Annotated in this window: 29 protein-coding genes; 21 read left to right on the plus strand and 8 right to left on the minus strand. The window is 32.6% G+C overall.

Going from position 1 to position 26,193, the window contains the following annotated elements:
* Positions 1–80 precede the first annotated feature (80 nt).
* From D1818_RS25400 to D1818_RS25405, 3 genes are all read right to left on the minus strand, one after another.
* Positions 81–257 carry a hypothetical protein gene (locus D1818_RS25400; RefSeq protein WP_158596904.1) on the minus strand — a complete coding sequence of 59 codons (177 nt, stop codon included), beginning with the start codon at positions 255–257 and terminating at the stop codon, positions 81–83.
* 32 nt (positions 258–289) lie between these two features.
* The gene (locus tag D1818_RS15915) at positions 290–478 is read right to left on the minus strand and encodes a hypothetical protein (RefSeq protein ID WP_120752386.1); all 189 of its coding nucleotides are present in this window, start codon (positions 476–478) and stop codon (positions 290–292) included.
* A 118-nt stretch (positions 479–596) separates the two neighbouring features.
* Positions 597–761 (minus strand): hypothetical protein, encoded by a 165-nt coding sequence (locus tag D1818_RS25405; RefSeq protein ID WP_158596903.1) that lies wholly within the window; start codon positions 759–761, stop codon positions 597–599.
* 467 nt (positions 762–1,228) lie between these two features.
* Between D1818_RS25405 and D1818_RS15925 the strand changes: the two genes are divergently transcribed.
* Complete coding sequence (locus D1818_RS15925; protein WP_118459971.1) at positions 1,229–1,606, plus strand: hypothetical protein; 378 nt, start codon at positions 1,229–1,231, stop codon at positions 1,604–1,606.
* A gap of 8 nt (positions 1,607–1,614) precedes the next feature.
* Positions 1,615–2,523: an IS3 family transposase gene (locus tag D1818_RS15930; RefSeq protein WP_118459972.1), complete on the plus strand. Its 909-nt coding sequence runs from the start codon at positions 1,615–1,617 to the stop codon at positions 2,521–2,523.
* Positions 2,524–2,813: 290 nt separating this feature from the next.
* On the opposite strand, the gene D1818_RS15935 is transcribed toward D1818_RS15930, so the two are convergent.
* Complete coding sequence (locus D1818_RS15935) at positions 2,814–3,185, minus strand: hypothetical protein (RefSeq protein ID WP_118459973.1); 372 nt, start codon at positions 3,183–3,185, stop codon at positions 2,814–2,816.
* A gap of 435 nt (positions 3,186–3,620) precedes the next feature.
* Between D1818_RS15935 and D1818_RS15940 the strand changes: the two genes are divergently transcribed.
* Positions 3,621–4,541, plus strand: coding sequence for an alpha/beta hydrolase (locus D1818_RS15940; protein ID WP_118459974.1), 921 nt, complete (start codon positions 3,621–3,623; stop codon positions 4,539–4,541).
* Between the two features lie 109 nt (positions 4,542–4,650).
* Here the strand turns inward: D1818_RS15940 and D1818_RS15945 are convergent, their stop codons facing one another.
* Both D1818_RS15945 and D1818_RS15950 read right to left on the minus strand, forming a co-directional pair.
* Positions 4,651–6,189 (minus strand): Rne/Rng family ribonuclease, encoded by a 1,539-nt coding sequence (locus D1818_RS15945; RefSeq protein WP_118459975.1) that lies wholly within the window; start codon positions 6,187–6,189, stop codon positions 4,651–4,653.
* A gap of 292 nt (positions 6,190–6,481) precedes the next feature.
* Positions 6,482–6,772: an HU family DNA-binding protein gene (locus tag D1818_RS15950; protein WP_024768281.1), complete on the minus strand. Its 291-nt coding sequence runs from the start codon at positions 6,770–6,772 to the stop codon at positions 6,482–6,484.
* A gap of 131 nt (positions 6,773–6,903) precedes the next feature.
* On the opposite strand from D1818_RS15950, the gene mutY reads away from it, so the two are divergent.
* From mutY to D1818_RS15995, 9 genes are all read left to right on the plus strand, one after another.
* Positions 6,904–7,956, plus strand: a complete 1,053-nt coding sequence (gene mutY / locus D1818_RS15955) for an A/G-specific adenine glycosylase (protein ID WP_118459976.1) — start codon at positions 6,904–6,906, stop codon at positions 7,954–7,956.
* A gap of 43 nt (positions 7,957–7,999) precedes the next feature.
* Entirely contained in the window at positions 8,000–8,461 is a 462-nt protein-coding gene (locus tag D1818_RS15960) for a single-stranded DNA-binding protein (RefSeq protein WP_118459977.1), read from the plus strand.
* Between the two features lie 24 nt (positions 8,462–8,485).
* Positions 8,486–9,820 (plus strand): gliding motility-associated protein GldE, encoded by a 1,335-nt coding sequence (locus D1818_RS15965; RefSeq protein ID WP_118459978.1) that lies wholly within the window; start codon positions 8,486–8,488, stop codon positions 9,818–9,820.
* Positions 9,810–10,382: a gliding motility lipoprotein GldD gene (gene gldD, locus D1818_RS15970; protein WP_118459979.1), complete on the plus strand. Its 573-nt coding sequence runs from the start codon at positions 9,810–9,812 to the stop codon at positions 10,380–10,382. The genes D1818_RS15965 and gldD overlap by 11 nt, the downstream gene beginning before the upstream one ends.
* Before the next feature lie 82 nt (positions 10,383–10,464).
* The gene (locus tag D1818_RS15975; RefSeq protein ID WP_118459980.1) at positions 10,465–11,355 is read left to right on the plus strand and encodes a DMT family transporter; all 891 of its coding nucleotides are present in this window, start codon (positions 10,465–10,467) and stop codon (positions 11,353–11,355) included.
* Positions 11,356–11,573: 218 nt separating this feature from the next.
* On the plus strand, positions 11,574–12,047 hold the full coding sequence (locus tag D1818_RS15980) for a DUF4199 domain-containing protein (RefSeq protein ID WP_118459981.1): 474 nt from the start codon (positions 11,574–11,576) through the stop codon (positions 12,045–12,047).
* Between the two features lie 95 nt (positions 12,048–12,142).
* A complete protein-coding gene (gene rplU / locus D1818_RS15985; RefSeq protein ID WP_118459982.1) occupies positions 12,143–12,835 on the plus strand; it encodes a 50S ribosomal protein L21 in 693 nt (230 codons plus the stop codon).
* Positions 12,836–12,870: 35 nt separating this feature from the next.
* Positions 12,871–13,131: a 50S ribosomal protein L27 gene (gene rpmA / locus D1818_RS15990; protein ID WP_118459983.1), complete on the plus strand. Its 261-nt coding sequence runs from the start codon at positions 12,871–12,873 to the stop codon at positions 13,129–13,131.
* 92 nt (positions 13,132–13,223) lie between these two features.
* On the plus strand, positions 13,224–13,556 hold the full coding sequence (locus tag D1818_RS15995; RefSeq protein WP_147406099.1) for a hypothetical protein: 333 nt from the start codon (positions 13,224–13,226) through the stop codon (positions 13,554–13,556).
* Between the two features lie 93 nt (positions 13,557–13,649).
* Here the strand turns inward: D1818_RS15995 and ahcY are convergent, their stop codons facing one another.
* Positions 13,650–14,966 carry an adenosylhomocysteinase gene (gene ahcY / locus D1818_RS16000; RefSeq protein WP_118459985.1) on the minus strand — a complete coding sequence of 439 codons (1,317 nt, stop codon included), beginning with the start codon at positions 14,964–14,966 and terminating at the stop codon, positions 13,650–13,652.
* 137 nt (positions 14,967–15,103) lie between these two features.
* On the opposite strand from ahcY, the gene D1818_RS16005 reads away from it, so the two are divergent.
* The 8 genes from D1818_RS16005 (at position 15,104) to D1818_RS16040 (ending at position 21,209) form a co-directional block, all read left to right on the plus strand.
* Positions 15,104–15,739, plus strand: a complete 636-nt coding sequence (locus D1818_RS16005; protein ID WP_118459986.1) for a 4'-phosphopantetheinyl transferase superfamily protein — start codon at positions 15,104–15,106, stop codon at positions 15,737–15,739.
* 39 nt (positions 15,740–15,778) lie between these two features.
* Positions 15,779–16,039 carry a hypothetical protein gene (locus D1818_RS16010; protein ID WP_118459987.1) on the plus strand — a complete coding sequence of 87 codons (261 nt, stop codon included), beginning with the start codon at positions 15,779–15,781 and terminating at the stop codon, positions 16,037–16,039.
* Positions 16,023–16,655 carry a nicotinamide riboside transporter PnuC gene (pnuC, locus tag D1818_RS16015; RefSeq protein WP_118459988.1) on the plus strand — a complete coding sequence of 211 codons (633 nt, stop codon included), beginning with the start codon at positions 16,023–16,025 and terminating at the stop codon, positions 16,653–16,655. Before D1818_RS16010 ends, pnuC begins: the two co-directional genes overlap by 17 nt.
* A complete protein-coding gene (locus tag D1818_RS16020; protein WP_118459989.1) occupies positions 16,616–17,179 on the plus strand; it encodes an AAA family ATPase in 564 nt (187 codons plus the stop codon). Before pnuC ends, D1818_RS16020 begins: the two co-directional genes overlap by 40 nt.
* Position 17,180: 1 nt before the next feature.
* Entirely contained in the window at positions 17,181–18,746 is a 1,566-nt protein-coding gene (locus D1818_RS16025; protein WP_118459990.1) for a DUF4301 family protein, read from the plus strand.
* Positions 18,743–19,144: an alternative ribosome rescue aminoacyl-tRNA hydrolase ArfB gene (gene arfB / locus D1818_RS16030; protein WP_118459991.1), complete on the plus strand. Its 402-nt coding sequence runs from the start codon at positions 18,743–18,745 to the stop codon at positions 19,142–19,144. Before D1818_RS16025 ends, arfB begins: the two co-directional genes overlap by 4 nt.
* 198 nt (positions 19,145–19,342) lie before the next feature.
* Positions 19,343–19,672, plus strand: a complete 330-nt coding sequence (locus D1818_RS16035; RefSeq protein ID WP_118459992.1) for a hypothetical protein — start codon at positions 19,343–19,345, stop codon at positions 19,670–19,672.
* A 184-nt stretch (positions 19,673–19,856) separates the two neighbouring features.
* Complete coding sequence (locus tag D1818_RS16040; protein WP_118459993.1) at positions 19,857–21,209, plus strand: sigma-54 dependent transcriptional regulator; 1,353 nt, start codon at positions 19,857–19,859, stop codon at positions 21,207–21,209.
* Here D1818_RS16040 and D1818_RS16045 read toward each other — a convergent pair.
* Positions 21,206–23,635, minus strand: a complete 2,430-nt coding sequence (locus D1818_RS16045) for a hybrid sensor histidine kinase/response regulator (protein ID WP_118459994.1) — start codon at positions 23,633–23,635, stop codon at positions 21,206–21,208. The genes D1818_RS16040 and D1818_RS16045 overlap by 4 nt on opposite strands.
* A gap of 318 nt (positions 23,636–23,953) precedes the next feature.
* On the opposite strand from D1818_RS16045, the gene D1818_RS16050 reads away from it, so the two are divergent.
* Complete coding sequence (locus D1818_RS16050) at positions 23,954–26,173, plus strand: TonB-dependent receptor (protein ID WP_118459995.1); 2,220 nt, start codon at positions 23,954–23,956, stop codon at positions 26,171–26,173.
* The last annotated feature ends 20 nt before the right edge of the window (positions 26,174–26,193 follow it).

Below are 26,193 nucleotides of genomic sequence, written 5' to 3' on the forward strand. Positions count from 1 at the left end.
ATAGACGTATTGGTATCTAAAAATTCCTTCCATAGATTAGTACAGAAGGAATTTTTGGGTTAAAGGCAAAGTAAGATTATTTAAAATCCAAAAATAATGTCAGGATCAGGAAATGTTGGGCCGGTTGTTGGGCCAATAACGATAATAGGTCCTCCAGTGCAACCTCCACCATTACCATCATCCATTACACTTGGATTATGATTGCCACCATTGATGTTTTTAATTTCTTGAGTTTTTAATGCTATTAGATTTTTCATAATGTGCGAAATTAGTGTTATTGATAAATTGATTACATTGAGAATACATCTGGATCAGGAAATGTAGGTCCAGTGGTAGGGCCTAAAATGATTATAGGACCTGGAAATCCTGGTATGTCGGTGCATCCGCCACCTGATCCATTGTCCCAAACGTTAGAGCTATGATTTCCTCCGTTAATAGTTGTAATTTCTTGATTTGATAATGCTGCTAAATTTTTCATGAGTATATAATTAAAGATTATTGATAAAATGATTGTTAGATCTGAAAACTCTGGAAGTTGAGCCATGAATTTTTGTAATATTTTGATACGATATATGGCTATAACAACGCATTTAGTTTTAAGGTTGCGGGTTTTGCGGGAAGTAATCATCCCGATCGCTAGGGTCTCCAAAAGGAACAATTGGTAATCCTTCGGTGTTATCTTCAGATGGGAATAGGTTTCCTCCTCTGAACATTGTAAGTTCGTTAATCGATAGTTCTCTAAACAAATTTGATATTTTCATGATATTAGGTTTTAAATATTTGAATATGTTTTTTTGTATTGAAATAGAGTAACTTATAAGTGTTACTTCATTTACAATACAAGAATACAACGCTACAGTCTCATTAGTTGAGACTCTCATAAAAAAATGCTTTTTTTTTTGAACAATTATTTAGAATAGATATGTGAGATTCTATGTTTTCTGTCTAGATGAAGAAGTTATTCACTAATTTTAATAATTGTAAAGTTCTCGAGAAAGAATATATTCTTTATTTGTGTCCTTAAACGTGTTATCCAAGTACAACAAATGGATGATAATGATAAAGAACATATCTTATACACTCTTGATGCACTTATCAAAAATGTAAAACTTAAATCTATTGCATAAAAAAACCAGCTACATTTCTGTAACTGGTTTTTGTCATTTATTTACTCATTCCCGCCAATCTTGTCTTGTCCTGAAATAGGTTTACACAAAAATGTAAATTTATGGAACGATATTCAAAAACATCTTCATCAAAATGGCAATCAAAATATAGTGAAGAATTTAAACGCTTTGTATGTAATGAGTTTTTGACTGGGACTGCTACCAGACGAGAGATTGAGGATAAATATCATATAGGACATTCACGGATTACGTATTGGTTAAAGGAATTTGGATATGATTATTCTAAGCCAAGTATTGTACCTTTACCTACAATGGCGGATCAATCAAAATCATCACCAAATAATAAAGAAGCATCTTTATCACAATTAAAGAAGGAACTTCAGGAAGCTCGATTATTGGCCGAGGCTTATCGTAAAATGATTGAAGTGGCTGAGCATGAATTTAAAATTAAAATTGTAAAAAAGTCCAATACCAAGTAATCCAAGAGATGAAAAACCTTTATCCAAAGGTTAGTTTAGGCAGGTTCTGCCGATTACTTGGTGTTACTCGTCAAGCATATTATCAATATTTTTGGTATCGAGAACAACTTTCTTTTGAAGAAGATTTAATTGTCTCTGAAGTACATCGGATACGAAAACATCATCGTCATATGGGAGGTAGAAAACTCTATGAGCTTTTACAACCATTTCTTATGGAACATCAAATAAAAATGGGTAGAGACCGATTATTTGATATTTTATCGGCAAACTGTTTATTAGTAAGACGAAAAAAGAAACAAACAGTAACCACAAATTTTTTCCATAGGTTCAAAAAATACTCAAACCTTATTAAAGGGTTTATACCAGAAGGAGTAAATCAGTTATGGGTAGGTGATATCACTTATTGGAAAATTGAGATCGGTTTTGTCTATATACGTTTTATAACAGATGTTTATTCTAGAAAAATTATAGGGTATTATTTAGCAGATAGTTTACAAACTTCAGAAACAATCAAGGCTTTGCAAATGGCTATAAGAGATTTACCACAAGACTGTGGGAGTAGAAGGTTAATACATCATTCTGATAGAGGGACTCAGTATTGTAGCCATGACTATGTGAAACTATTAAAAGCTAATAATATTCAAATTAGTATGACTGAAAATGGAGATCCACTAGAAAATGCGATAGCAGAACGTATTAATGGAATTATTAAAGAAGAATACCTAAATGATTATACAGTAGAAAATATAGAGGAAGCTAGAAACTTATTAAAAACAGTGATCAATCTATACAATCAAGAAAGACCACATATGAGTATTGGAAATTTAACTCCGAATCAAGTATATCAAAACAACATAAAAACCGAAAAACTATGGAAGAATTATTATGTAAAAAGTCCTATCATTGTAAATCAATAATAGGACTAAGATTAAGTTGTAAATCTATTTTAGGATTAATGTAAAATATGTAAACTTTTTTTAGGACGAGACATCTTTGACACCACAAGTTGCAAACTTGCGGTAGCGCATACTAGGACGAGTGGGGGCATCCAGAGTATCAGCCAGGATAGTGTTTCGGTATTGAATTATTAACAAACAAAAACCAGCTACAAATCAATGGAACTGGTTCTTAGCATTTTTATTTCTTACTCATTACCGCTACGAAGTCACAAATTATTCGTAGAGCATCATTCTTCGTAGAGCTGAGGTTACTTAATCTCGTTCGTTCCAGCTGGAGAACTGGAAACTAGTAATTTTTCAGCTTCTTTTGTGTCAGGTTCATTTCCCATTTTTAAAATACTAGCCATAACTTCTAACCAATGCCCTTTATCATAAGTATTATGAAACGAAGCTCCATAAAGTGAAGCAGTAGATGGGTAAGAAGGAATCATTTTTTCTTTTGCGATTTTAGAGAAAATATTAGCTAAACTCTCCTTATCAAGTTTTAGTGATTGAAATGTTTCAGGTAAAACACTAACATTACAAAATAATGTTAAACATAAATTTGATAAATCTCTATATTGAATATTACTTGATAGTGACTGATTTAAATAATCATAAAAATCTTTTAAATTATTCACTATCTTTTTTCTTAATAAATCATTTATTTCTCTAATCCGTTCTTGCTTAGCTAAAATAATAAACCAATTCCATTCACTATTCTAATGGTTGTATAAATATAGTCTATTTTAGAACATATATTTAACAGTTTTACTTGTACTTTGCCTACACAGGAAATCCTTGTGACAAAAATCAACAATAACATATTATTATTTTAGTCTTGTAAATACATCTATTTATCCCCAACCATTTAAAAATCAATAATTTTCATCGTCATCAAAAAATCTATTTGGATTATCATTCATAGCTATGCCTAATGCTTTCCCATTCGAAAAGACTATTTTTATGTATTACTTTTAGATTCTTCAAAATTTTAGAATTTGATCTAAACATTTGAAGCTTTGCAAGTAAAACCATAATATTACTGGATAATTAACCACCAGAAACATACTGAAATGAGATCATATTTTTTTTTAGGGATTATTGTATTGTTAGTAACCTCTTGTCATACTTCTAACGAACAAACTAATGATCAAATACGAATAGAAAAAGAGTTTTTGCTAAGTTCCAAACTATATGCTATCAATACACCGAAAGTTGATATTACATATGGAGTAGCGGATGATAGTACTGCTTTGCAATTAGATTTGTATTTGGCATCAGAAAAGGTGGGAGGACCTAAAGAGTATATTCGTCATCACACTGAAAAAAGACCTACTTTACTTTTTATTCATGGTGGCGCATGGGTATCAGGAAATAAAAGTACTTCGATCTTTGAAATTATGCCATACATTGAAAAAGGTTGGCAAGTAGTCAATGTGAATTATCGTTTTGCTACAGGTAAAAACTCAATTGCTGATTGTATTAGCGATGTAAATCAAGCATTGGATTGGATAGTCGAAAATGCAGATACATATTATTTTGATGTTAATAAAATTGTCATAGCAGGTGATTCTGCAGGTGGGCACTTATCTTTAATGCTTGGCTTAGCGAATACATCTAATATTAAGATTGCAGGTGTGGTAAATTGGTATGGAATTACAGATGTAAAAGGATGTTTAGATACTTGGAATAATAAAGATTTTGTAAATGATTTAGTGGAGGATATAGAGAATTTTGAGGCAACATGTAAGGAATTATCCCCAATAACATATGTAACAAAAAATGCACCACCGATTATAACAATTCACGGTACTAATGATCAGACTGTTCCATACAGTCAGGGAGAATTACTACATAAAAAACTAAAAGAATTAGAAGTGCCTAATTATCTTTTGACTTTAGAAGGCAAAAAACATGGAGATTTCAATAAAGAAGATATGGACTTAATAACGAAAACTACATTCGAATTTTTAGAGAAGAATGGAATTAATTAATCTTATCCCGAACTCACGTTAAATAAGTCGATTTTATGTCAACTTATTTCAGGATGGGACAATGTTAAACAAAAAAAAGCCCAACCTACATATGTAAGTTGGGCTTAGTTTATTTTATCACTTCTCCGTCTTTATCGTGGAAATGATATTCTAAATACGTGTAAGCGTCTCTAGGTATTACTTTTACCCATCTTTTATGGTCTATAAACCATTTAGATCGGGCGGATGGAAATCCTTTAGTTAAAAAAGCTGCAATAAAAGGGTGCGCACTAAGCGTTAACTTTTTATGTTCTTTTTTAATTAGTTTTTCTAAATCGACCTTTATTTTGTCTATTAAACCTATTGGCGCCTCAATTTCGCCATTTCCTCCGTTAGGATTTTCCTCACGGGTTTTAATATTCATTTCTGGTCGTACACGCTGTCGCGTTATCTGAATCAAGCCAAACTTACTTGGCGGTAAAATTTTGTGCTTCGCCCTGTCGTCTTTCATCTCTTCACGTAAGTGATTGAAGAGCGTTCTGCGGTTATCAGCATTATTCATGTCTATAAAATCGACTACAATAATACCTCCCATATCTCTAAGACGTAGTTGGCGGGCTACTTCGGTTGCACTGATTAGGTTGACCTCTAGAGCAGTGTCTTCTTGATTTTTGGCTTTGTTAGATCGGTTTCCACTATTTACATCAATGACGTGCATTGCTTCAGTGTGTTCGATTACAAGATAGGCTCCTTTACTCATGGAGACTGTTTTACCAAAACTTGTTTTGATTTGTCGTTCGATACCGTGTTTTTCAAAAACAGGAACGTTAGACGTGTGTAACTTTACGATTGATTCTTTTTTTGGTGCAATTTCTTGCAGATAATCTTTGATTTGGTTGCAGAGATCTTGTTCGTCTACAACAATAGAAGTGAAAGTATCATTAAAGACATCTCGTAATATGGAGGATGCTCTATTCATTTCACCTAAAATTTTTGATGGATGGGGTGCTTTGTATAATTTTTTACACATTGACTCCCAGCGTTCCACTAGATTTTGTAAATCTCTATCTAGTTCTGCTACTTTTTTGCCTTCTGCTACTGTACGTACAATAATTCCGAAGCCTTTTGGTTTAATACTTTTTACCAGTCTTTTCAGACGTTCTTTTTCTTCTGATGATTCTATTTTTTGTGAAATAGAAACTCGGTTAGAAAAAGGTACTAAAACAATATATCTACCAGCAATCGATAGCTCTGAGCTAATTCGAGGACCTTTTGTAGAAATAGGTTCTTTTACTATTTGTACCAATAGCGATTGATTTGATTTTAACACATCTGTAATAACTCCGTGTTTATCAATATCGTTCTCAAAAGGAAAATCCTTTAGAGAATAATCTCTTAATTTACCTGTGCTTACACGTTTAATGAATTTAAGTAAAGAAGATACTTGAGGACCTAGATCATGATAATGCAAAAATGCATCTTTCTCATAGCCTACATTAACAAATGCGGCATTAAGACCAGGGACAGCTTTACGGATTTTGGCAATAAAAATATCACCTACTGCAAAATTACTGTCGTCTTCTTCCTTATGTAATTCAATTAGTTTTCCATCTTTTAATAAGGCAAAATCAGTAGAGGAACCAGATCTAATGATCAATTCTTTGTTCACTCTGATTAGATTTTTATCCACCTCGATATGTTCGAGACAGATGGATTAAACAAATTTTATTCACAGGAATTTTAATAATTCCGTTGAAACAAAGTCTTATAAAGGTAGAGATATAAGATACTCTATTTCGATTTCAAAGAACATTCTTAAATAGAAAAAGTAGTTAGAAAACTACTTTTTCTTGTGGCGATTAGCTCTTCTTCTCTTTTTACGCTTGTGCGTAGCTACCTTGTGTCTTTTACGTTTCTTACCACTTGGCATAGTTGCGTCTGTTTATTGATTATTAATTTTTTTACTTAACTTCTACGTTAGTTTTTACACCTTCCACAAATACTTTCGCCGGCTTAAAAGCAGGAATATTATGTGCAGGTATTTTGATTGTAGTGTTTTTAGAAATGTTACGACCAGTTTTTTCAGCTCTTGTCTTGATGATAAAGCTACCAAAACCTCTTAGGTATACATTATCTCCGCTCTCTAAAGAACTTTTTACTTCTTCCATAAAGGTTTCAACAGTTGCCTGAACATCTCCTTTTTCAATTCCTAGTTTTTCTGAAATTTTTGCTACAATATCTGCTTTAGTCATTATATTACCTATTTAGGGGTTTTTAAATTTTCAAGGGGGCAAATATAGCAATTTAAATTCCAAAATATCAATACTTAAGATGAAATTATCATCTTTTAAAGGTTTAATTTTACAAAACTTACAATTTCATTATGATTTTCTCTAAAAAACTCATTTCGTGGTACTTAGAAAACAAAAGATCGATGCCTTGGAGAGAAACTACCGATCCATACCGCATTTGGTTAAGCGAAATTATACTTCAGCAGACCAGAGTTGCGCAAGGATTACCATATTATTTGTCTTTTACGGACCAATATCCGACTGTTTTTGATCTAGCAAACGCAGAAGAAGAACAAGTCCTAAAATTATGGCAAGGCTTAGGTTATTATTCTAGAGCAAGAAACTTGCACACTACTGCAAAATATGTAGCTAATGATCTTAATGGTGTTTTTCCTTCTACTTATAAGGATCTATTAAAGCTAAAAGGAGTTGGTGATTATACGGCTAGTGCTATCGCTTCTATTTGTTACAATGAAGCGGTTCCTGTAGTAGATGGTAATGTGTATCGTGTTTTGGCTAGATATTTTAATATAGATACTCCTATTAATAGTACACAAGGTATTAAAGAGTTTAAAAAAATTGCTTTTGAGTTTATAGATCCTGAGCAACCGGCGACTTATAATCAAGCAATTATGGAGTTTGGAGCGTTACAATGTAAACCTCAGAGTCCATATTGTATTGTCTGCCCATTTAACGACAGTTGTGAGTCTTTAAAAAAAGGAACTGTTGCTTCCTTGCCAGTAAAGCTTAAAAAATTAAAAGTCAAGAAGCGATATTTTAATTATTTGATATTTTCTATAAAAAACCAACAAACAATTATAAGACAAAGAATAGGTAAAGGGATTTGGCAAAACTTATACGAATTCCCTTTAATAGAAAGTGATAATGATGTAGATCTTACTTATATAAAGGATCACGATATTTTTAAAAATTTAATGAATGCTAAATCTTATGATATTACACTTTATAAGGATGAGTTTAAAATTCATAAGCTATCTCATCAGCATTTATATACTCGTTTTTACATTGTAAAAATGGATGAAAAACCTGAAATGAATGGTGAATTGGATCTAGTGGAAATAGAGAAAATTCGCGAATATCCGGTTCCTATATTATTAGGTAATTTTATAGATAGCTTTTTTTAGGTATGATGCTTTTTTATTACATTTACTATAAATAATATAGAGTATGTCTGGAACGTTGAATAAAGTAATGCTTATTGGCCATACGGGTGATGAAGTAAAGATGCATTATTTTGAAGGAGGAAACTGTATTGGTAGATTTCCGCTAGCAACTAATGATTCTTATGTGAATAAAACTACAGGAGATAGAGTGACTTCTACAGAATGGCATAATATTGTAGTGCGAAATAAAGCGGCAGAAATCTGCGAAAAATACCTTAAAAAAGGAGATAAAGTATATATAGAAGGTCGTCTTAAAACCAGAAAGTGGCAAGATGATCAAGGAAAAGATAGATATAGTACAGAAATACAGTGTACTGATTTTACATTTTTAACTCCAAAAACTGAAGGTCAACACTCTGAAATAATTGCAGAAAAACAACCGGACATACATAAGCCTTCGGTTGATAGTTCACAATCGGTTTCATCTTCACCCACAGAAATGGAAGAAGATGATCTTCCGTTTTAACATGTTTAACTAAACAGATATAATTTGGACCCTGATCCCGAACCGTTGTTTATTTTATTATTTGCTTTTGATTCTATGCAGGCAATTAATTTGCTTGTCCTTATATTACTATTGATTTGTTCTGCCCTCATATCAGGTAGTGAGGTTTCATTGTTTTCGCTTACTCCATCAGATCTAAAGCTAGAAAGTGAGGATCCTACTGTTAGTCAAAAGATAATTTCAAAATTACTTAGCAGGCCCAAAAAATTGTTAGCTACAATATTGGTGGCAAATAACTTTATTAATATTGCAATAGTGTTGCTTTTTGATACGCTTGGTGAGATTTATTTTAAAGGTCTTGATGATATAGTTGTTCCAGGTTTAGAATGGTTAAGTGTTAGATTTGTTGTCGAAGTAGGTTTAGTTGCATTTCTCATTTTGCTATTTGGAGAAATATTACCAAAAATATATGCGAGTAGAAACAACGTGAAGTTTGCCAATTTTATGGCACGACCATTAAGAGTACTGGATTGGATTATTACTCCTATTAGTTTGCCAATGAGAAGTGTAACAGTATTAATTCATAGTAGGTTAGGCAAGCAGAAGTCGAATATCAGTGTGGATCAATTATCCCAAGCACTAGAGCTAACTTCGGATACGGATACAACCTCAGAAGAGAAAAAAATCCTAGAAGGCATCGTATCTTTTGGGAATACGGACACCAAACAGGTTATGAAGCCGAGGATTGATATTTTTGCTTTAAATCAAGACATGGAATATGCTAAGGTTATCCCAGAAATTATTGAAAATGGATATTCCCGTATTCCGGTATATAAAGATAGTATTGATAAAGTGACTGGAATTCTTTATGTCAAAGATTTATTACCTTATATCAATCACAAAGATTATAAATGGGTAGATCTTGTAAGAGCACCTTATTTTGTTCCGGAGAACAAGAAATTAGATGATTTATTAAATGATTTTAAAGATAAAAAAAATCACCTAGCTATAGTAGTAGATGAGTATGGTGGAACAAGTGGGTTAATTTCATTAGAAGATATTATTGAAGAAATTGTAGGGGATATTAGTGATGAATTTGATGATGAGGATTTGATATTCTCTAAATTAGATGATAATAATTTCGTTTTTGAAGGAAGAACATCGCTAAAGGATTTTTATAAAGTAGTTAAATTAGAAGATCATTCTGTTTTTGAGAATAAAAAAGGAGATGCAGAAACTATTGCTGGATTATTGTTAGAGATATCCGGTAGCTTTCCAAAAAGAGGAGATGTAATTACAGTTGAGTCCTATACTTTTAAAATAGAATCCTTGGACAATAAAAGAATTAAAAGGATAAAATTAACGATAAATGAAGAGTAGACTGAGTAAATTTATAGTAGGAATTCTTATAGGTACTTTGTGTTCTTGTGGAGGAGAGACGTTGCCTAAACCTAAAGGGATGCTACGACTGGCTTATCCAGCTCCAAAATATGAACAGGCTTCGCTGGATTGCTCTTATAATTTTGAAAAAAACAATATTTCGAAGTTCGAAAGAGCAAAAAACAACAAGAAATGTTGGTATAATATAAAGTATCCAAAACTAAACGCTACTGTCTATCTTTCTTATTACGATGTGAATAATAATCTGGATTCTTTATTGAGAGATGCACAAAATCTTACACAAGAACATTTTATAAAAGCTGATGCTATACAGCCAAAAGACTTTGTTTATCCAGAGAAAAAAGTATATGGTAGGATATACGAAGTAACAGGAAATGCTGCTTCTTCTTGCCAGTTTTACGTTACAGATAGTGTCAATCATTTTGTGTCCGGTTCTGTTTATTTTAAGGTGAAACCAAACTATGATTCCATCCTTCCAGCAGCAAAATACTTACGAAATGATATAATTCATTTGATGGAGACGGTTCAGTGGAAAGAATAAAGCTAAACGTTAGTTAATTTTTATACATTCTACATCATTACTTTCATAATTTTAGTGATTTTTGCAGCTTATAAAACGGTACATGCAAAACGCAAAACTAAAATGGATATACTTGGTTGTATTATCACTGGTGTGGGGTAGTTCATTTATCCTAATTAAAAAATCATTGATAGGTCTAACACCAATGCAATTAGGAGCCTTAAGAACATTATTTGCAGCTGTTTTTTTATTTCTGATTGGTTTTAGAAGCATTAAAACCATTAAGAAAGAAGAATGGAAATGGATTATTATTTCTGGTTTTTTAGGCACATTTATCCCAGCATTTTTATTTGCATTTGCAGAAACTGAAATTGATAGCGGTATAGCCTCAGTTCTAAATTCTACTACGCCACTGGTTACCTTGATTCTAGGGGTCTTAATCTTCTCTATTCGTTTTAGTAGAAACCAGCTAATAGGAGTTGTTGTTGGGTTAATTGGATGTTTAGCGTTAATATTGGAAGGTGCTTCAATACATCCTAATCAGAATTATTGGTATGCCTCGTTAGTGCTTTGTGCATCTGTTTGCTACGCAATGAATGTAAATATTATAAAGCGTTACATGCAGCAAATATCACCCATGGCAATTGCAAATGGTAATTTTATTGTATTAGTGATTCCTTCGCTTATTGTGTTGTATTACTCTAATTTCTTTGATGAGAAAGTAATTACAAATTCCACTATGCATACAAGTTTGATCTATATATCAATTCTTGCAGTAGTAGGAACTGGAATTGCTAAGGTGTTGTTCAATAAATTGGTGCAGATTAGCAGCCCTGTTTTTGCTACTTCAGTTACCTATACAATCCCGATAGTAGCTTTAATGTGGGGATTGTTGGATGGAGAAGAGTTTTCCTTTTATCAAGTAATTGCAGCTGGAATTATAATTTTAGGAGTTTATATTGCAAACCGCAAAAAAATAGAGACCCACTCTTAGATGAATGAATCTTTATTGCACTATGTTTTAGACTAGATTTTATTGAAAATCTTCTTCTGCTATATTTTTGTTTACTTTTTAGTAATGATAATTTTGTTGTGATTTTTTCGGAAAATTACGGAGAGCTAAGTGCTTTATTTATAATAAATTAACAATTTTTTAAGCCTGAAAACCGCTAATAATCCATAAATTTCTGTTAAATCCAAAAAAGAAAAATTATGAAAAAGTCTACAATCCCTGTTAAATATGGCGTTATGATTGCAATTGGACTGATTGCTTATTTTTTAATTTTATCATTAATTGGAATGCAAACTAATCCTGTTTTTAGTCTGGGTAATGGAATTATAGTAGCATTTGGATTATATAAAGCTCTGAAAGATTATAAGCTTGAAAAAGGAAGTGCTTTTGAATTTCAAAAGGGTTTTATGGCGGGATTATTTACAGGGTTTAATTCAACACTTATTTTCACCATTTTCTTTGCTATTTATGTAACTAATATTAATACTAATTTCTTGCCAGAAATGCTTGCCAACTGGAGTTCTCACTATCACGTAGGTGTTGGTCTTGTGGTTTTTGTAGCAGCTATTATGGGTTTTGCAACTACATTCGTACTAACTCTTTCTTTTATGCAGTTATTTAAAGACAGTTGGAATATTAAGAAAAAACATAATTCGAGTCCCTTAAAGGCGTAAAATGTTTGTCAGTTAATTAATTAGCAGTATATTTGCAACCGCTTATTTGATAAGCGATAGTTCTTTAGATATAAAAATTAATTAAACGTTACGCTATGTACGCAATTGTAGAGATAGCAGGGCAGCAATTTAAAGTTGCAAAAGACCAAAAAGTTTTTGTTCATCGTTTAGCAGGAGAAGAAGGAGATAAAGTTTCTTTTGACAAGGTTCTTCTTACTGCAGATGGAGATAAAGTTACTTTAGGCGCCCCGGCTATAGATGGAGCTCAAGTAGGAGCAAAAATCACAAGACACCTAAAAGGTGATAAAGTTATTGTTTTCAAGAAAAAGAGACGTAAAGGATACCGTGTTAAAAACGGTCACCGTCAGTCTCTAACTGAAATCATAATCGAAAGTATAGTTGCTTCTGGAGCTAAAAAAGCTGCTCCTAAAAAGGAAACTAAGAAAGCTGCACCAAAAGCTGAAAAGAAAGTAGAAGCTAAAGCTGCTGCCCCTAAAAAGGAAGAAGCTCCAAAGAAAGCTGCTCCTAAAAAATCAGCTAAAGCGGATGATCTTAAAAAGATTGAAGGTATTGGACCGAAAATCGCTGAAACTCTAAAAGCTAACGGTATCGTTACTTTTGCTGATCTTGCAAAAGCTGATCCGAAACAAATTGCTGAGTTTATTAAAGATGTTCGTGGAAATCACGTTCCTGATACTTGGCCAAAGCAAGCTGAAATGGCTGCTGAAGGTAAGTGGGATGAGTTAAAAGAATGGCAAGATAAATTAGACGGCGGGATTGTAAAATAATCTCGTTATTATTAACGATATAAAACCTTAAGAAAATGGCTCATAAAAAAGGAGTTGGTAGTTCTAAGAATGGTAGAGAATCAGAATCGAAACGCTTAGGTGTTAAGATTTTTGGTGGACAAGCTGCCATCGCTGGTAACATCATTGTAAGACAAAGAGGTACAGCACACAAACCAGGTGAGAATGTTTACGCTGGTAAAGATCATACACTGCACGCTAAAGTGGATGGTATGGTGAAATTTACTAAGAAAAGAGATAATAAATCTTATGTTTCTATAGTTCCTTTTGAAGCATAAGGATATTTTCCTTTGTAATATAGATTAACCCTTTTCAAGTTAGCTTGGAAAGGGTTTTTTGTTTAAATTAAACAAATAAAAATATTTTTTTCATGAGTAAAATTATAAAAATTTCATGCTGTTTAATTTTTTTATTGATGACAACAGCTGTAACCTCTCAGGATATACCTAAATATGATTATATAGAGGTTATTGTGATACAGAAAGCTAATAACAGCGGAAGAGTAAAAAGAATAAAAGTTCAGGAACAAAAATCATTAGAAGGAAAGCAGATAACAATCAAGCAGCTGGAGGATTTAGAAGGAACTTCTGATTTGCTAAATTATATGAATGCTGCTAATTGGGAGTTTGTGGATCGCCAATCGGTAGTTTCTGAAGAAAATGATCCGGTATGGATGAGTTATATTTTCAGGAAGCGGAAATAAATAAAAACCCTTACTAGAAACTAGTAAGGGTTTTGTCTATGTTATAAGAGCGCGAAGCAATCTAAAAATCTAGAGCGCCCTGTAGTTCTTAATTTAGTATCTGTAATGCTCAGGTTTAAATGGCCCATCTACAGTTACACCAATATATTCAGCTTGATCGTTACGTAATTCCGTAAGTTCAACTCCTATTTTAGCCAAGTGTAGTTTTGCTACTTTTTCATCTAAATGTTTTGGTAGCATATACACTTCATTATCATATTTTTCACTGTTTTTCCAAAGCTCAATTTGTGCTAACGTTTGGTTGGTAAATGAGTTACTCATTACAAAACTTGGGTGACCTGTTGCACAACCTAAGTTCACTAAACGACCTTCAGCAAGGATGATAACATCATTTCCGTTTACATTATATTTATCAACTTGAGGTTTGATAGTATCTTTAGTATGTCCATGATTTTTGTTTAACCATGCCATATCGATTTCGTTATCAAAATGCCCAATATTACATACAATAGCTTTGTCTTTTAAAGCTTCGAAATGATGTCCTTGAACGATATCTTTATTTCCAGTCGTAGTAATTACGATATCACTATTTCCAATAACAGTTTCTAGTTTCTTTACTTCAAAACCATCCATTGCAGCTTGTAAAGCACAAATAGGGTCAATTTCAGTTACAGTTACGATACTTCCTGCGCCTTTGAAAGAAGCAGCTGTTCCTTTACCAACATCACCGTATCCACAAACAGTTACTCGTTTTCCGGCTAACATAATATCTGTTGCACGACGAATAGCGTCTACAGCACTTTCTTTACAACCGTATTTATTGTCAAATTTAGATTTGGTAACAGAATCATTAACGTTAATGGCAGGCATTGGTAAGGTTCCATTTTTCACACGCTCATATAAACGGTGAACTCCTGTAGTAGTTTCTTCTGATAAACCTTTGATTCCATCAGCTAGTTCCGGGTAACGATCTAAAACCATATTGGTTAAATCTCCACCATCATCAAGAATCATGTTTAATGGTTTGCGATCTTCTCCAAAGAATAGCGTTTGTTCGATACACCAATCAAATTCTTCTTCGTTCATACCTTTCCAAGCATATACTGGTATACCAGCATCTGCAATAGCAGCAGCTGCTTGATCTTGAGTGGAAAATATGTTACAAGAACTCCAGGTTACTTCTGCTCCAAGAGCCTGTAATGTTTCTATTAACACGGCAGTTTGAATAGTCATGTGAAGACAACCTGCAATACGAGAACCTTTTAGAGGTTGCTCATCTTTATACTCTTCTCGAAGTGACATAAGACCTGGCATTTCAGCTTCGGCTAGTTCGATTTCTTTTCTTCCCCATGCAGCTAATGAAATGTCTTTCACCTTGTAAGGAACATAAGGTACTGTTTTGGTACTCATAGTATCTGTTTTATGTTTATGAAGTGCAATAATTTTAGTATTTCGCACTAAATTATTCTAAATTCGTCTACTGAAAATCATGCTACTGGTTCCTGATTTTCAGTTTGCAAAGGTACATAATAACTTTAATAATTCACATGCCTCTTTACAAAACTATAACAGTCGATCAAAGTACTAATATATTGATTTGGAAGATAGAAGAGTCTTTTGAAGTTCTATCTGAAGGGATTCAGTTAACGAATCATTGTCAGAACAGAGTTGATAACATGAAATCGGATATGCATAAGCGGGGTTTTATGAGTATTAGGCATTTATTAGCAACTTTTGGGTATACAGATCATGATTTGTATTATGACGATTTTGGAAAACCTCACCTAAAAGATGGGAAACAAATTTCGATAACACATTCTTATGAATACGCAGGAATAATCGTTAGTGATAAACTTGTTGGTATCGATATCGAGAAACAGCGCGAAAAAATTCATCGGATTGCTCATAAATTTGTGGAGTCGGAACAAGAATTTGTAAGTAAATATAAGGAAGAAGAAAAAACACGTGTATTAACAGTTATTTGGGGAGCCAAAGAATCGTTGTATAAACTGTATGGAACTGCTGGATTGAGTTTTGAGCAGAATATACATATTATGCCATTTGATCTAAATATGCCATTTACAGCCGGAAGTATAAGTCATAAGGATAGTATTAGCCATTATGATATTACTTTTACTGAGTTTGATGGTTTTACCTGTGTGTATGCACTTCCATATGAATAAGAATAGATTTATAACAAACATTCTTGGAAATAAATATATATGCAAATATCAATAGAATTAACACTTACCCCTTTACAAGATGATTTCGAGCAACACATTATTCGATTCATAAAAAGATTACGAACTTCTGATTTTGCCGTCTTAGAAAATCCATTAAGTACTCAGATATATGGAGAGTATGATAAGGTGATGCCCTTTCTCACGGAAGAAATTAAGAAGGCATTTGGCGATATGGAACACGTGTTAGTATATATGAAAATGGTAAAAAGCAATAGAAGTGACTATGAACCAAATTTTTGATTTTCTCTTTGGTCAATATACAGAATATTCTACACTAGATATTTCTCTAGAAATTACTGCAGTTTTATTTGGAATAGCAAGTGTTTTCTTTGCTTGGTTTAATAAAATATGGGTATATCCTACGGGTTTGGTAAGTACATCGATTTATGTGTACTTACTTTTAAAATGGTCCTTATTAGGTGATATGATGATAAATGCCTATTATTTTATAATGAGTATTTATGGCTGGTATATTTGGACAAGAAAAATTGACGAAACGCATACTACTCCTATTTCTAGAACAAGTTCCAAGGAAAAAATCATAGAAATAATAATTTTTATTGCAACATTAATTTTTGTTTATATTGTATATAAAACATTTGATAAGTGGAATGATTGGACAGCATATGTAGATACATTGACAACAGCCATCTTTTTTGTGGGTATGTGGTTGATGGCTAAAAGAAAAATTGAAAATTGGATTTTTTGGATCATAGGGGATGTTATTTCGATTCCCTTATATTTTTATAAAGGATTTACGTTTACCAGTTTTCAATATTTGATTTTCACAATTATGGCAATTCAAGGGTATTTAGCATGGAAGAAAAGTTTAGACAAAACGCTAGTAACAGTATAAAGATAGTATTGTTTGGTCCTGAATCAACGGGTAAGACCACCCTATCTAAACAACTTGCTAAACATTACAATGCCTTATGGGTACCAGAATATATGCGAGAGTATCTTCAGAAAAAATGGGACACTGATAAAAAAGTATGTACTTATGAGGATTTGATTCCAATTGCTGTGGGACAAATGAAATTAGAAAATGAAATCATGAAAGAATCTGGTGGAATACTATTTTGCGATACAAATCTTCTTGAAATCAAAGTGTATTCTGAAGCGTATTATAATGGGTCGGTTCCCGAAATGATACGTAAATTTTCATTAAAAAACAGTTACGATTTGTATCTTTTAACTTATATTGACATACCTTGGATTCCTGATGATCTAAGAGATAAACCATATCAGAGAGAAGAAATGTTTTTACGTTTTAAAGAATCTCTGGATGAAAATAAGTGTAATTATATTATATTAAAAGGAGATGCCGAATCTCGTTTTAAAAAAGCAATAAAGACTATTGATCAATTAATAGAGAAGTAACGTGAATATTACCGATAAAGATATTAAGCTAATTACATCCAAAGGCTTAACTGTAGAAAAAGTATTAGCACAGATTGAGACATTTAAAAATGAAATTCCTTTTGTGGCATTAAGAAGTGCTGCTAGTCTTGATAATGGGATTTTAAAATTTTCTGATCACTACCAGACCGAATTGACTAAGTTATATGAGTCTAGATCTTCCAACCTGGATACGATCAAATTTGTGCCGGCTTCCGGTGCAGCTACCCGAATGTTTAAGGAGTTATTTAAATTTTTAGATAATTATGAGTATGAAAAAGAAAGTTTAAACTCGTATACCAATCACGAAAAGGCAAATGCTATACGACTTTTTTTAATAGGCTTAGAAAAATTTCCTTTTTATGATATCGTAATGCAAAGGATAAAGATTTCGTATCCTAATTTTGAATCTTTATCAGAAGGAAGACAGCTCTATATTTTTATAGAAATGATGCTAAAAGAAAAAGGGTTAAATTTTGGGGTATATCCAAAAGGATTATTGCCTTTTCATAAATACACAAATAGTATATCCACTTCTTTTGAAGAACATTTGTTTGAAGCCGCAGGATATAACAAAAATGTCACTGGAGATTCTAAGTTACATTTTACAATTTCTAAGGAGCATCTCGATGCATTTAAAGATGAATTCGAAAGGATTAAGAAAAAAGTAGAAGAAAAAACAGATACTAATTTTATAATTACCTATTCTTTTCAAAAACCAGAAACAGATACTATAGCAGTTGATAAAAATAATGAACCGTTTAGAACGGAAGATGGTTCGATATTATTCAGACCAGGAGGACACGGAGCATTGATTGAAAATCTAAACGATTTGGATGCAGATATCGTTTATATTAAAAACATTGACAATGTTGTAGTGCGTAAATATCAGGATGAGGTATCGGGGTATAAAAAAGTACTGGCAGGTAAATTAATTGAAATTCAAGATGAAGTTTTTAGAATATTAAGTGCTATTGATAAAAATATTCCATCAGAAGCCGAACTTAAGGATATTAAGAAATTTTTGGTACAGCAACTTAATGTAAGACTGCCATTGGACTTTGATAAGTTTTCGGAAAAATATAAACTTCAATTTCTAAAAGAATCATTAAACAGACCTATAAGGGTATGTGGTATGGTAATTAATGAGGGAGAACCTGGAGGAGGCCCTTTTTGGATAAAAAGAGAGAATGGTAGATTGGTTTTACAGATTATTGAAACACCACAAATAAACTCAGAGGATAATAGACAGCAGGATATTTTAAAAAGTGCAACGCATTTTAACCCTGTAGATCTGGTTTGTGGTGTCCGTGATTATAAAGGGAGTAAGTTTAATTTACTTGATTTTGTTGATCCGGATGCAGGCTTTATAACAACGAAATCACTAAATGGACAAGTGTTAAAAGCATTAGAGTTGCCAGGATTGTGGAATGGTGCAATGGCTAATTGGATTAGTGTTTTTGTAGAAGTACCATTGACTACATTTAACCCTGTGAAAACAGTAAATGATCTATTAAAGTCTGCACATCAAGTAAAACTTTTTTCGTGAATATTTCGGTTATCATAAATGAATTGAAGTTCAAAGCTATTAGAAGTTCTGGTGCGGGAGGTCAGCATGTTAATAAAGTTTCTTCTAAGATAGAGCTTAGCTTTAATTTAATAGATTCTAAGGGGATTACTGATGAAGAAAGGTTGCGAATTATTAATAAGCTAAAATCAAGAATTACTAAATCAGGTGAATTAATTTTACAATGTGGAGATACAAGAAGTCAACACAGAAATAAGGAACTTGTAATTAGTAGGTTTTTGGAGATTATAAAAGCAAGTTTATATATACCTAAACCAAGAAAGGCTTCCAGGCCCTCTAAGTCTTCTGTTAGAAAACGTTTGGAAAATAAAAAAAGACAAGCATTTAAAAAATCCAATCGTAAAAAACCTCTAATGTAATTATTTCCCCATATAAAAGTGTGTATAATTTCTACACTTTTGTGTGGAATCCACAGATTTCCACAGATTCTCGATCCAAAACAAAATACTTAAGTAACTGTAAATCAGTTGATTTAATGTATTTTTTGTTTATTTATTTTTTGGAACAATTATTCCTTTACTTATAATCGTAAGACAAGTGTTTACAATTATAATCAAATGAAAAATTTACAAATGATCATCGCTATAGTAGTTAGTATTATATCAGCACAAGGAGTGATAGCACAAGACGATTTGGCTGAGAATGATGGATGGGAGTTTATGGATTATGAATATGAATTACAGGAGTATACTGAAATTGAAATCGTGGAATTACCAATGACAATTCAAGATGCTGCTGCAAGAGATTTTGAGAACTTACGTATTTACAAAGCATATATTTCCAAGGATAATTCATATAAGATAGTTCTCAAAGATAAAGAGAACTATACTAAAGTAGTATTTGCTAGCGCTAATGGCGAATGGATAAAGCCAGACGACAAATCTTAAATCTAGGGGTAGAAAAGGATATCGTTTTGCAACCAAAAGACGATATAAAGTTGTTTAGTGCTAAAAAGAGACCCAATCCCAAGGGTCTCTTTTTTATTTTTTATGTTTCTTTTATGTTAGAGATTAATTAAATGTTTTTAATGTTTAATTTTATACCATACATTTAAAATTAAATGATATCAATATGTCCAAATTACTGATAGTTGAAGATGATGTAGCTTTTTGTACGATGCTTAAAACTTTTTTGCAAAAAAAAGGATATGAGGTATCTACTTCATTTTCTGGTAATGAAGCAATTTTACAGATTCAGGAGCATACGTTTGATATTGTACTCACTGATGTAAGATTACCAGATAGGGATGGTATTACTTTGTTAGACGATATTAGAGTTAAGAATCCAAAGACTCAAGTTGTAATTATGACTGGTTATGCCGAAATAAACATGGCTGTTAACGCTATCAAGCAAGGAGCTTTTGATTATGTTTCTAAACCCTTTAATCCCGATAAAATACTTCAGATTATTGAAAAGGCATTAAAAGTAGACACTAAAGAGTCTGAATTTAGTGAGAGTAAAACGCCTAAAAAAGAAGAGAAGATTGCTCGTACAAACAATTCTTTTGTAAAAGGAATCAGTGATGCTTCTAAAAAATTGAATGAATATGTTGCATTGGTAGCTCCTACTCGTATGTCTGTACTAGTTATTGGAGACAGTGGTACAGGAAAAGAGTATGTAGCCAGCAGTATTCATAAAGCCAGTAAAAGAGCAGATAAACCTTTCGTTCCAGTGGATTGCGGAGCGATTCCAAAAGAAATTGCCTCCAGTGAATTTTTTGGGCATATCAAAGGATCTTTTACCGGCGCGGTAAATGATAAAGTAGGTCATTTTGAAGCAGCTAATGGGGGAACCTTGTTTTTAGATGAAATAGGTAATCTTAGCTATGAATTACAAGTTCAACTTCTTAGGGCATTACAAGAAAGAAAGATTAAGCCCGTAGGAAGCAATAAAGAAATAGACGTTGATATCCGTGTTATAGCGGCTACAAATGAAGATCTTAGTAATGCGGTAAAAGAAGGAGAATTTAGAGAAGATCTATATCACCGATTGAATGAATTTTCAATAAAAGTACCACCACTAAAAGATAGAATCGAAGATTTGATGTTGTTTGCAAATTATTTTCTAGAGGAATCTAATGTAGAGCTAGATAAGCATGTTGTTGGTTTTGCTGATGAGGTATTAGACACATTTAAGAAATACGATTGGCCTGGAAACCTAAGAGAATTAAAAAATATTGTAAAAAGGTCTGTATTGCTTTCTCAGAATGATATGATTACCATGGATGTACTACCAAACGATGTTGCATATGCTTCTCATAATGCCAAACAAACCTACGGATTATTTAAGAGTCAAAATGAACAAGAATTGATTTTGGATGCTTTGGAAAAAGCAAACGGTAATAAAGCAAAGGCAGCAAGAATGCTCGATATAGACAGAAAGACGCTTTATAATAAACTAAAGCAATATGATATCAGTCTTTAGTTTTTAACTTTAAGTTTATCAATTAAATCTTCTATTTTGTTCACTCCTTCCTCTGTGAGAGCAAGAATTTCCTTACTATCTAATTCATAGTCATCCTGATGTTCTAACGTATCTAAAATTGGTACGATTTCTTTTGCTTTTATTTGCTTAAACATTGGTAGCATTTTATGAGCTAAACGTTTAATTTGTTCAAAATTATGACTGTTTATAGCAGATTTAAGCTCCTTTATATGATTCGTAGTACTATTACAAAAAGTTTCTAAAATAGCATAAAGAGATTCTGTATCTCCCTGAGCAAAAAGCATTAGATCGCTCAAAGAGTAATTCGTTTCTTTTTCCCTGTCAGACATTGGATTTTCATAGTCAAGATCGACTGCATCAATTTTTAAAATACGAGTTATTAAATCTATTAAAGCTTGCGGAGCATAAGGCTTACGAAGACTTCCAGAAAAGCCAGCTTCTTCATACTCTGATACAGAAGTGTCCGTTCTACCGGATAATGCAATAATCGGTAAGTCTTTATAGGAAGCATTATTTCTAATGGATTTTAGTAGTTCAAAACCATCCATTTTGGGCATTTGAATATCTGTAAGAATTAGATCATAGTTGTTTTTCTTTAAAAGTTCTAAGGCATCCAAACCATTTTCACAGAGATCATATGATAAACTGATCAGAGATGCAACTTCGCTGGTTAAATCTAATTGGCTAAGATCATCATCTACAATGAGAGCTTTTTTGTTCGCGAAGTGCTGAATCTCTAAAGATTCATTTTCTTCCTCAGGAATTTGTGTCTTAGCAAGCTTAATAGGGATGCAAAAACTAAAATTGCTGCCCTCTTCAGGTTCACTTTCTAATTTTATCTTTCCGTTAAGAAGTTTAATTATTTTTTTAGTAATAGCTAATCCCAGACCAAAACCGCCATATTTTTTTTCAGTATCATCATCTCCTTGCGAAAACTCTTCGAAAATAAATTTCTGTTGCTCCTTTGTTATTCCAATACCAGTGTCTATTACAGAAATTATAAGCTCTTTTTCCGCAAGACCGTTTTGCGTAATTTTACTATCAATTGTGATGGATCCTTGGTCCGTAAATTTGTACGCGTTATTTAATAAGTTAGTAAGTACTTGTTTGATTCTAAAAGGGTCTCCTAGATATTGTTTGTTTAATTCTCTATCTGAATTTATTGAGATTTCTAAATTCTTACTATCATTTACAGGAATAACACTAGTAATGGTGTTTTCGATTAATTTCTTAGGAGAAAATGGCAGTTCCTCTATTACCATTCTTCCTGCTTCGAGTTTAGATAAATCAAGCAGATCGTTTACTAAATGGAGAATATAATCAGATGATTTTTTTAGATGACCTAAATAATGTTTTTGTTTATTAGTTAAGCCTGTTTTTTCCAATAAATCGGAATATCCGATAACGGTATTCAAGGGAGAACGCAGGTCATGCGTTACCGTATTTATCAAGGATTCTCTGGTTTTTAATAGAGACTCTTTGTATATTTTTTCGGCTTCTAATTCGTTTCTATATTTTTGGCTTTTTGATACGTCTTTGGTGATTAAAAAGAGAAACGTAATGGCAATTATTAAACTAATTGCAGTAATGATAATAATGAAATGAGCAGTTTTATCAAGAATACTATTAGATCGTTCTAATTTTGCAACGTACTCCTTTCTCTCATTATCTTCTATAGCAGCCATTAAATCTCGGAGCTGTCTGGTAATAATTTGATCATTCTTTAAAAGTTTATTTTCCCTGGCTTTGATCTGTCTTTGATATCTTCTTTCTTTTTCCTCAGCATCAGAAAGTGCTTGATAAATGGATCTGGCAATAGAGTCAATAGTTTGATTAGTTAAGCGCTCTTCATTATCTTTTCTAGTGTATTCCAGCCAAGCGATAATAGCCTCTTTTTTTTGCGGACTATATTTTCTAAAGCGTTTATCATAATCGGTATAATTTCCAAAATTCTCATTCTTCTTTAATTGATCCATTACATTTTCCTGCAACCCTTTTTCTTTACTTTGCTCATAAATGGCAATAAGTTTCTCAAAGTTTTGGTTTTTATTGTCAATTAAGATCTTAATACTGTCAATTTTTATGGATTGTAATGTGTCGAGAGACATTGTGCTAACTCTATCTATTGTGCTTATGATAGAGTCAATTTTTGTCTTATAGTTTTTGAATTTCTCTGTATCCGAAGTTTGGATGATATTTCTTGTTAAACTTTCTGCCTCGTAAAGACCGGTTATGGCTTCGCCAACTAAGAAAAGTTTTTCATTATTATCATTTTTTATTTTAGTGATTTCAGAATAATTACTAAACTGTCTGTAGATCACCCAAAAAGCAATTACTGCAAGTACAATTGCAAGTGTGTAACCAGCAATTATTTTTAACGTAATAGAACGTTTTGTGTTTTTCATACTATACTAACTTCAAAAAAACAGAAGCATTGTTTTTATCTTTAATAAAGTTACAATAAATCAATTAAACATAGTATTTTTGCGGCAAAATCTCAAAGGGGTGCTACGTCTTAAAAAAAGAACTTTTTTAGACAAAGCTGAGATCATACCCGATGAACCTGGGCAGGTAATGCTGCCAAGGGACACCAAAAGTTACTTATGTATTTTGATAATAGTGCTTTAGGGGAATAATAATTATGCTTGTTTTAAGGTATAATTAGTATAGTTAATTTTAATCTTTGAATAATTACCCCTTTTATTCGTAATAATTTTTTACGAATGAAAAACCTATTATTTTGTCTTACCATTTTGTTTTTGAGCACACCTTTATTTGCTCAGGAAAAAAAGAAAGATTCCATAACTAATAAAGTTGAAAAACTGGATGAAGTTCTAGTGAAATCTGTTCGTGTGGATGCAGATTCACCTATTACACATTCTAATTTGAGTAAAGAACAATTGACAGAGCGTAATTTAGGTCAGGATATAGCAACTCAACTTAATTTTCTTCCAGGGGTTGTAACAACATCAGATGCAGGTGCAGGTATTGGATATACTGGTTTTAGAGTAAGAGGAACAGGAAACCAGGGAATTAATGTTACTATTAATGGAATTCCATATAATGATGCAGAAAGCCTCACCACTTTTTTTGTTAATTTACAGGATTTTACTTCTTCAATAGAAAGTTTACAGTTACAGCGTGGAGTAGGAACCTCTACGAATGGTCCTGGGGCTTTTGGAGCCAGTTTAAATATTCTTACTGATGTTATTTCTGATGAAGCTTATGGAGAAACTTCGCACTCTGTAGGATCATTTAATACTCGTAGGCACAATGTAAAATTTAGTACTGGGCTTTTAAATAAACATATTGAAATATCAGGACGATTATCACAGATTAAATCAGATGGATACATAGATCGTGCTTCTTCGGATCTTAAATCCTATTTTTTGCAAGGCGCTTATAAAGACGAGAATACCTTAATCAAAGCAATAAATTTTGCAGGATCCGAAATTACCTATCAATCTTGGTTTGGAATCGATGCTGCGACCCTAGAGAGTGATCGTACCTTTAATCCTGCTGGAGCCCGTTTTGATGATGAGGGTAATTCTGAAGGATTTCATGAAAATCAGGTAGATAACTATAAACAGGATCATTATCAATTGCATTGGAATCAGAAATATACTAACAATTGGAGTTCGCAACTTAGTTTAAATTACACGTATGGGCGTGGTTTTTTTGAAGAATATGTAGATGACTGGTTCGAGCAAAACATCAATTTTGGGAATGAAAGCACATTAGCTTTTTATGGGCTTGAAGAGGTTATGATAGGTGGAGAGACGATAGCCACATCGGATATTATACGAAGACGATGGTTGGATAACGATTTTTATGTGATAAATGCAAATATTAACTATAAAGACACTTCTTGGGATGTGACATCTGGACTTTATTGGAGTCAGTATGATGGGGATCATTTTGGAGAAGTTATATGGGCACGTTTTGCTAGTGATTCTGAATTAGGTGATCGGTATTATTTTGGGACAGGTGATAAGGGAGAAGTGTCTGTTTTTGCGAAAGGAAATTATCGTTTAAACAAACAATGGCAATTCTATTTAGACCTGCAAGGAAGATTCATTGACTATAATACCGATGGTATCAACTCGGATATTGAAGAATTTATTATTGATGAAAGTTATAGTTTTTTTAACCCTAAGGTAGGAGCCACCTTTAAACTAAACGATAAAAATCAATTTTACACATCATACGCACGTGCCAATCGTGAACCGAATAGAACAGATTTTGAAAATGGAACACCAAGACCGGAGCGCCTAGATGATTTTGAACTAGGATGGCGTCATAGTAGTTCTAAACTTAATTTAAATGTAAATGCTTATTATTTAAATTTTAGAGACCAGTTAGTGCTAACAGGTGCTTTGGATAATGTAGGAGCTCCGATACGAGCCAATAGTGGGAAAAGTTATAGGGCAGGTATCGAAATAGATGCGGTAGTTAGCTTAGGATCTAAATTAATGATCGCTCCAAATATCGCAATAAGTACTAATAAGAATAAAGATTTCTTTTTCCAACGAGATGGAGTGCTTACAAATTTAGGAGATACAAATATTTCATTTTCGCCAAATCTAGTTGCGGCAAATACTATACAGTATCAACCTATTAATAATTTAAAAATAGGGTTTTTATCAAAGTTTGTAGGAGAGCAGTACTTAGGTAATATAGATAGTGAAATATCTAAACTAGATAGCTTCTTTATCAATGATTTGAACGTAGTTTATGAAATTAAAGGTATTCCAGTATTTAAATCTATTGTACTAACCGGTTTGGTAAATAATATTTTTGATACAAAGTATGTGTCGAATGGGTATTTTTTTACATTTGATGATGATTTTACAGCCCCAGGAACGGTGACGACAATAGAAGGAGCGGGCTTTTATCCGCAAGCGGGAATAAACTTCTTACTTGGAGCGACACTAAAATTTTAAGTTAAAAAAACTAGAAAATT

Source organism: Aquimarina sp. BL5 (assembly GCF_003443675.1).
Lineage (GTDB): Bacteria > Bacteroidota > Bacteroidia > Flavobacteriales > Flavobacteriaceae > Aquimarina.

Bases quoted from the DNA above. Each gene is read 5' to 3' on its own strand.
- D1818_RS25400 (WP_158596904.1), bottom strand. From the start codon at position 257: ATGAAAAATCTAATAGCATTAAAAACTCAAGAAATTAAAAACATCAAT.
- D1818_RS15915 (WP_120752386.1), bottom strand. From the start codon at position 478: ATGAAAAATTTAGCAGCATTATCAAATCAAGAAATTACAACTATTAAC.
- D1818_RS25405 (WP_158596903.1), bottom strand. From the start codon at position 761: ATGAAAATATCAAATTTGTTTAGAGAACTATCGATTAACGAACTTACA.
- D1818_RS15925 (WP_118459971.1), top strand. From the start codon at position 1,229: ATGGAACGATATTCAAAAACATCTTCATCAAAATGGCAATCAAAATAT.
- D1818_RS15930 (WP_118459972.1), top strand. From the start codon at position 1,615: ATGAAAAACCTTTATCCAAAGGTTAGTTTAGGCAGGTTCTGCCGATTA.
- D1818_RS15940 (WP_118459974.1), top strand. From the start codon at position 3,621: ATGAGATCATATTTTTTTTTAGGGATTATTGTATTGTTAGTAACCTCT.
- D1818_RS15950 (WP_024768281.1), bottom strand. From the start codon at position 6,772: ATGACTAAAGCAGATATTGTAGCAAAAATTTCAGAAAAACTAGGAATT.
- mutY (WP_118459976.1), top strand. From the start codon at position 6,904: ATGATTTTCTCTAAAAAACTCATTTCGTGGTACTTAGAAAACAAAAGA.
- D1818_RS15960 (WP_118459977.1), top strand. From the start codon at position 8,000: ATGTCTGGAACGTTGAATAAAGTAATGCTTATTGGCCATACGGGTGAT.
- gldD (WP_118459979.1), top strand. From the start codon at position 9,810: ATGAAGAGTAGACTGAGTAAATTTATAGTAGGAATTCTTATAGGTACT.
- D1818_RS15975 (WP_118459980.1), top strand. From the start codon at position 10,465: ATGCAAAACGCAAAACTAAAATGGATATACTTGGTTGTATTATCACTG.
- D1818_RS15980 (WP_118459981.1), top strand. From the start codon at position 11,574: ATGAAAAAGTCTACAATCCCTGTTAAATATGGCGTTATGATTGCAATT.
- rplU (WP_118459982.1), top strand. From the start codon at position 12,143: ATGTACGCAATTGTAGAGATAGCAGGGCAGCAATTTAAAGTTGCAAAA.
- rpmA (WP_118459983.1), top strand. From the start codon at position 12,871: ATGGCTCATAAAAAAGGAGTTGGTAGTTCTAAGAATGGTAGAGAATCA.
- D1818_RS15995 (WP_147406099.1), top strand. From the start codon at position 13,224: ATGAGTAAAATTATAAAAATTTCATGCTGTTTAATTTTTTTATTGATG.
- ahcY (WP_118459985.1), bottom strand. From the start codon at position 14,966: ATGAGTACCAAAACAGTACCTTATGTTCCTTACAAGGTGAAAGACATT.
- D1818_RS16005 (WP_118459986.1), top strand. From the start codon at position 15,104: ATGCCTCTTTACAAAACTATAACAGTCGATCAAAGTACTAATATATTG.
- D1818_RS16010 (WP_118459987.1), top strand. From the start codon at position 15,779: ATGCAAATATCAATAGAATTAACACTTACCCCTTTACAAGATGATTTC.
- pnuC (WP_118459988.1), top strand. From the start codon at position 16,023: ATGAACCAAATTTTTGATTTTCTCTTTGGTCAATATACAGAATATTCT.
- D1818_RS16020 (WP_118459989.1), top strand. From the start codon at position 16,616: ATGGAAGAAAAGTTTAGACAAAACGCTAGTAACAGTATAAAGATAGTA.
- D1818_RS16035 (WP_118459992.1), top strand. From the start codon at position 19,343: ATGAAAAATTTACAAATGATCATCGCTATAGTAGTTAGTATTATATCA.
- D1818_RS16040 (WP_118459993.1), top strand. From the start codon at position 19,857: ATGTCCAAATTACTGATAGTTGAAGATGATGTAGCTTTTTGTACGATG.
- D1818_RS16045 (WP_118459994.1), bottom strand. From the start codon at position 23,635: ATGAAAAACACAAAACGTTCTATTACGTTAAAAATAATTGCTGGTTAC.
- D1818_RS16050 (WP_118459995.1), top strand. From the start codon at position 23,954: ATGAAAAACCTATTATTTTGTCTTACCATTTTGTTTTTGAGCACACCT.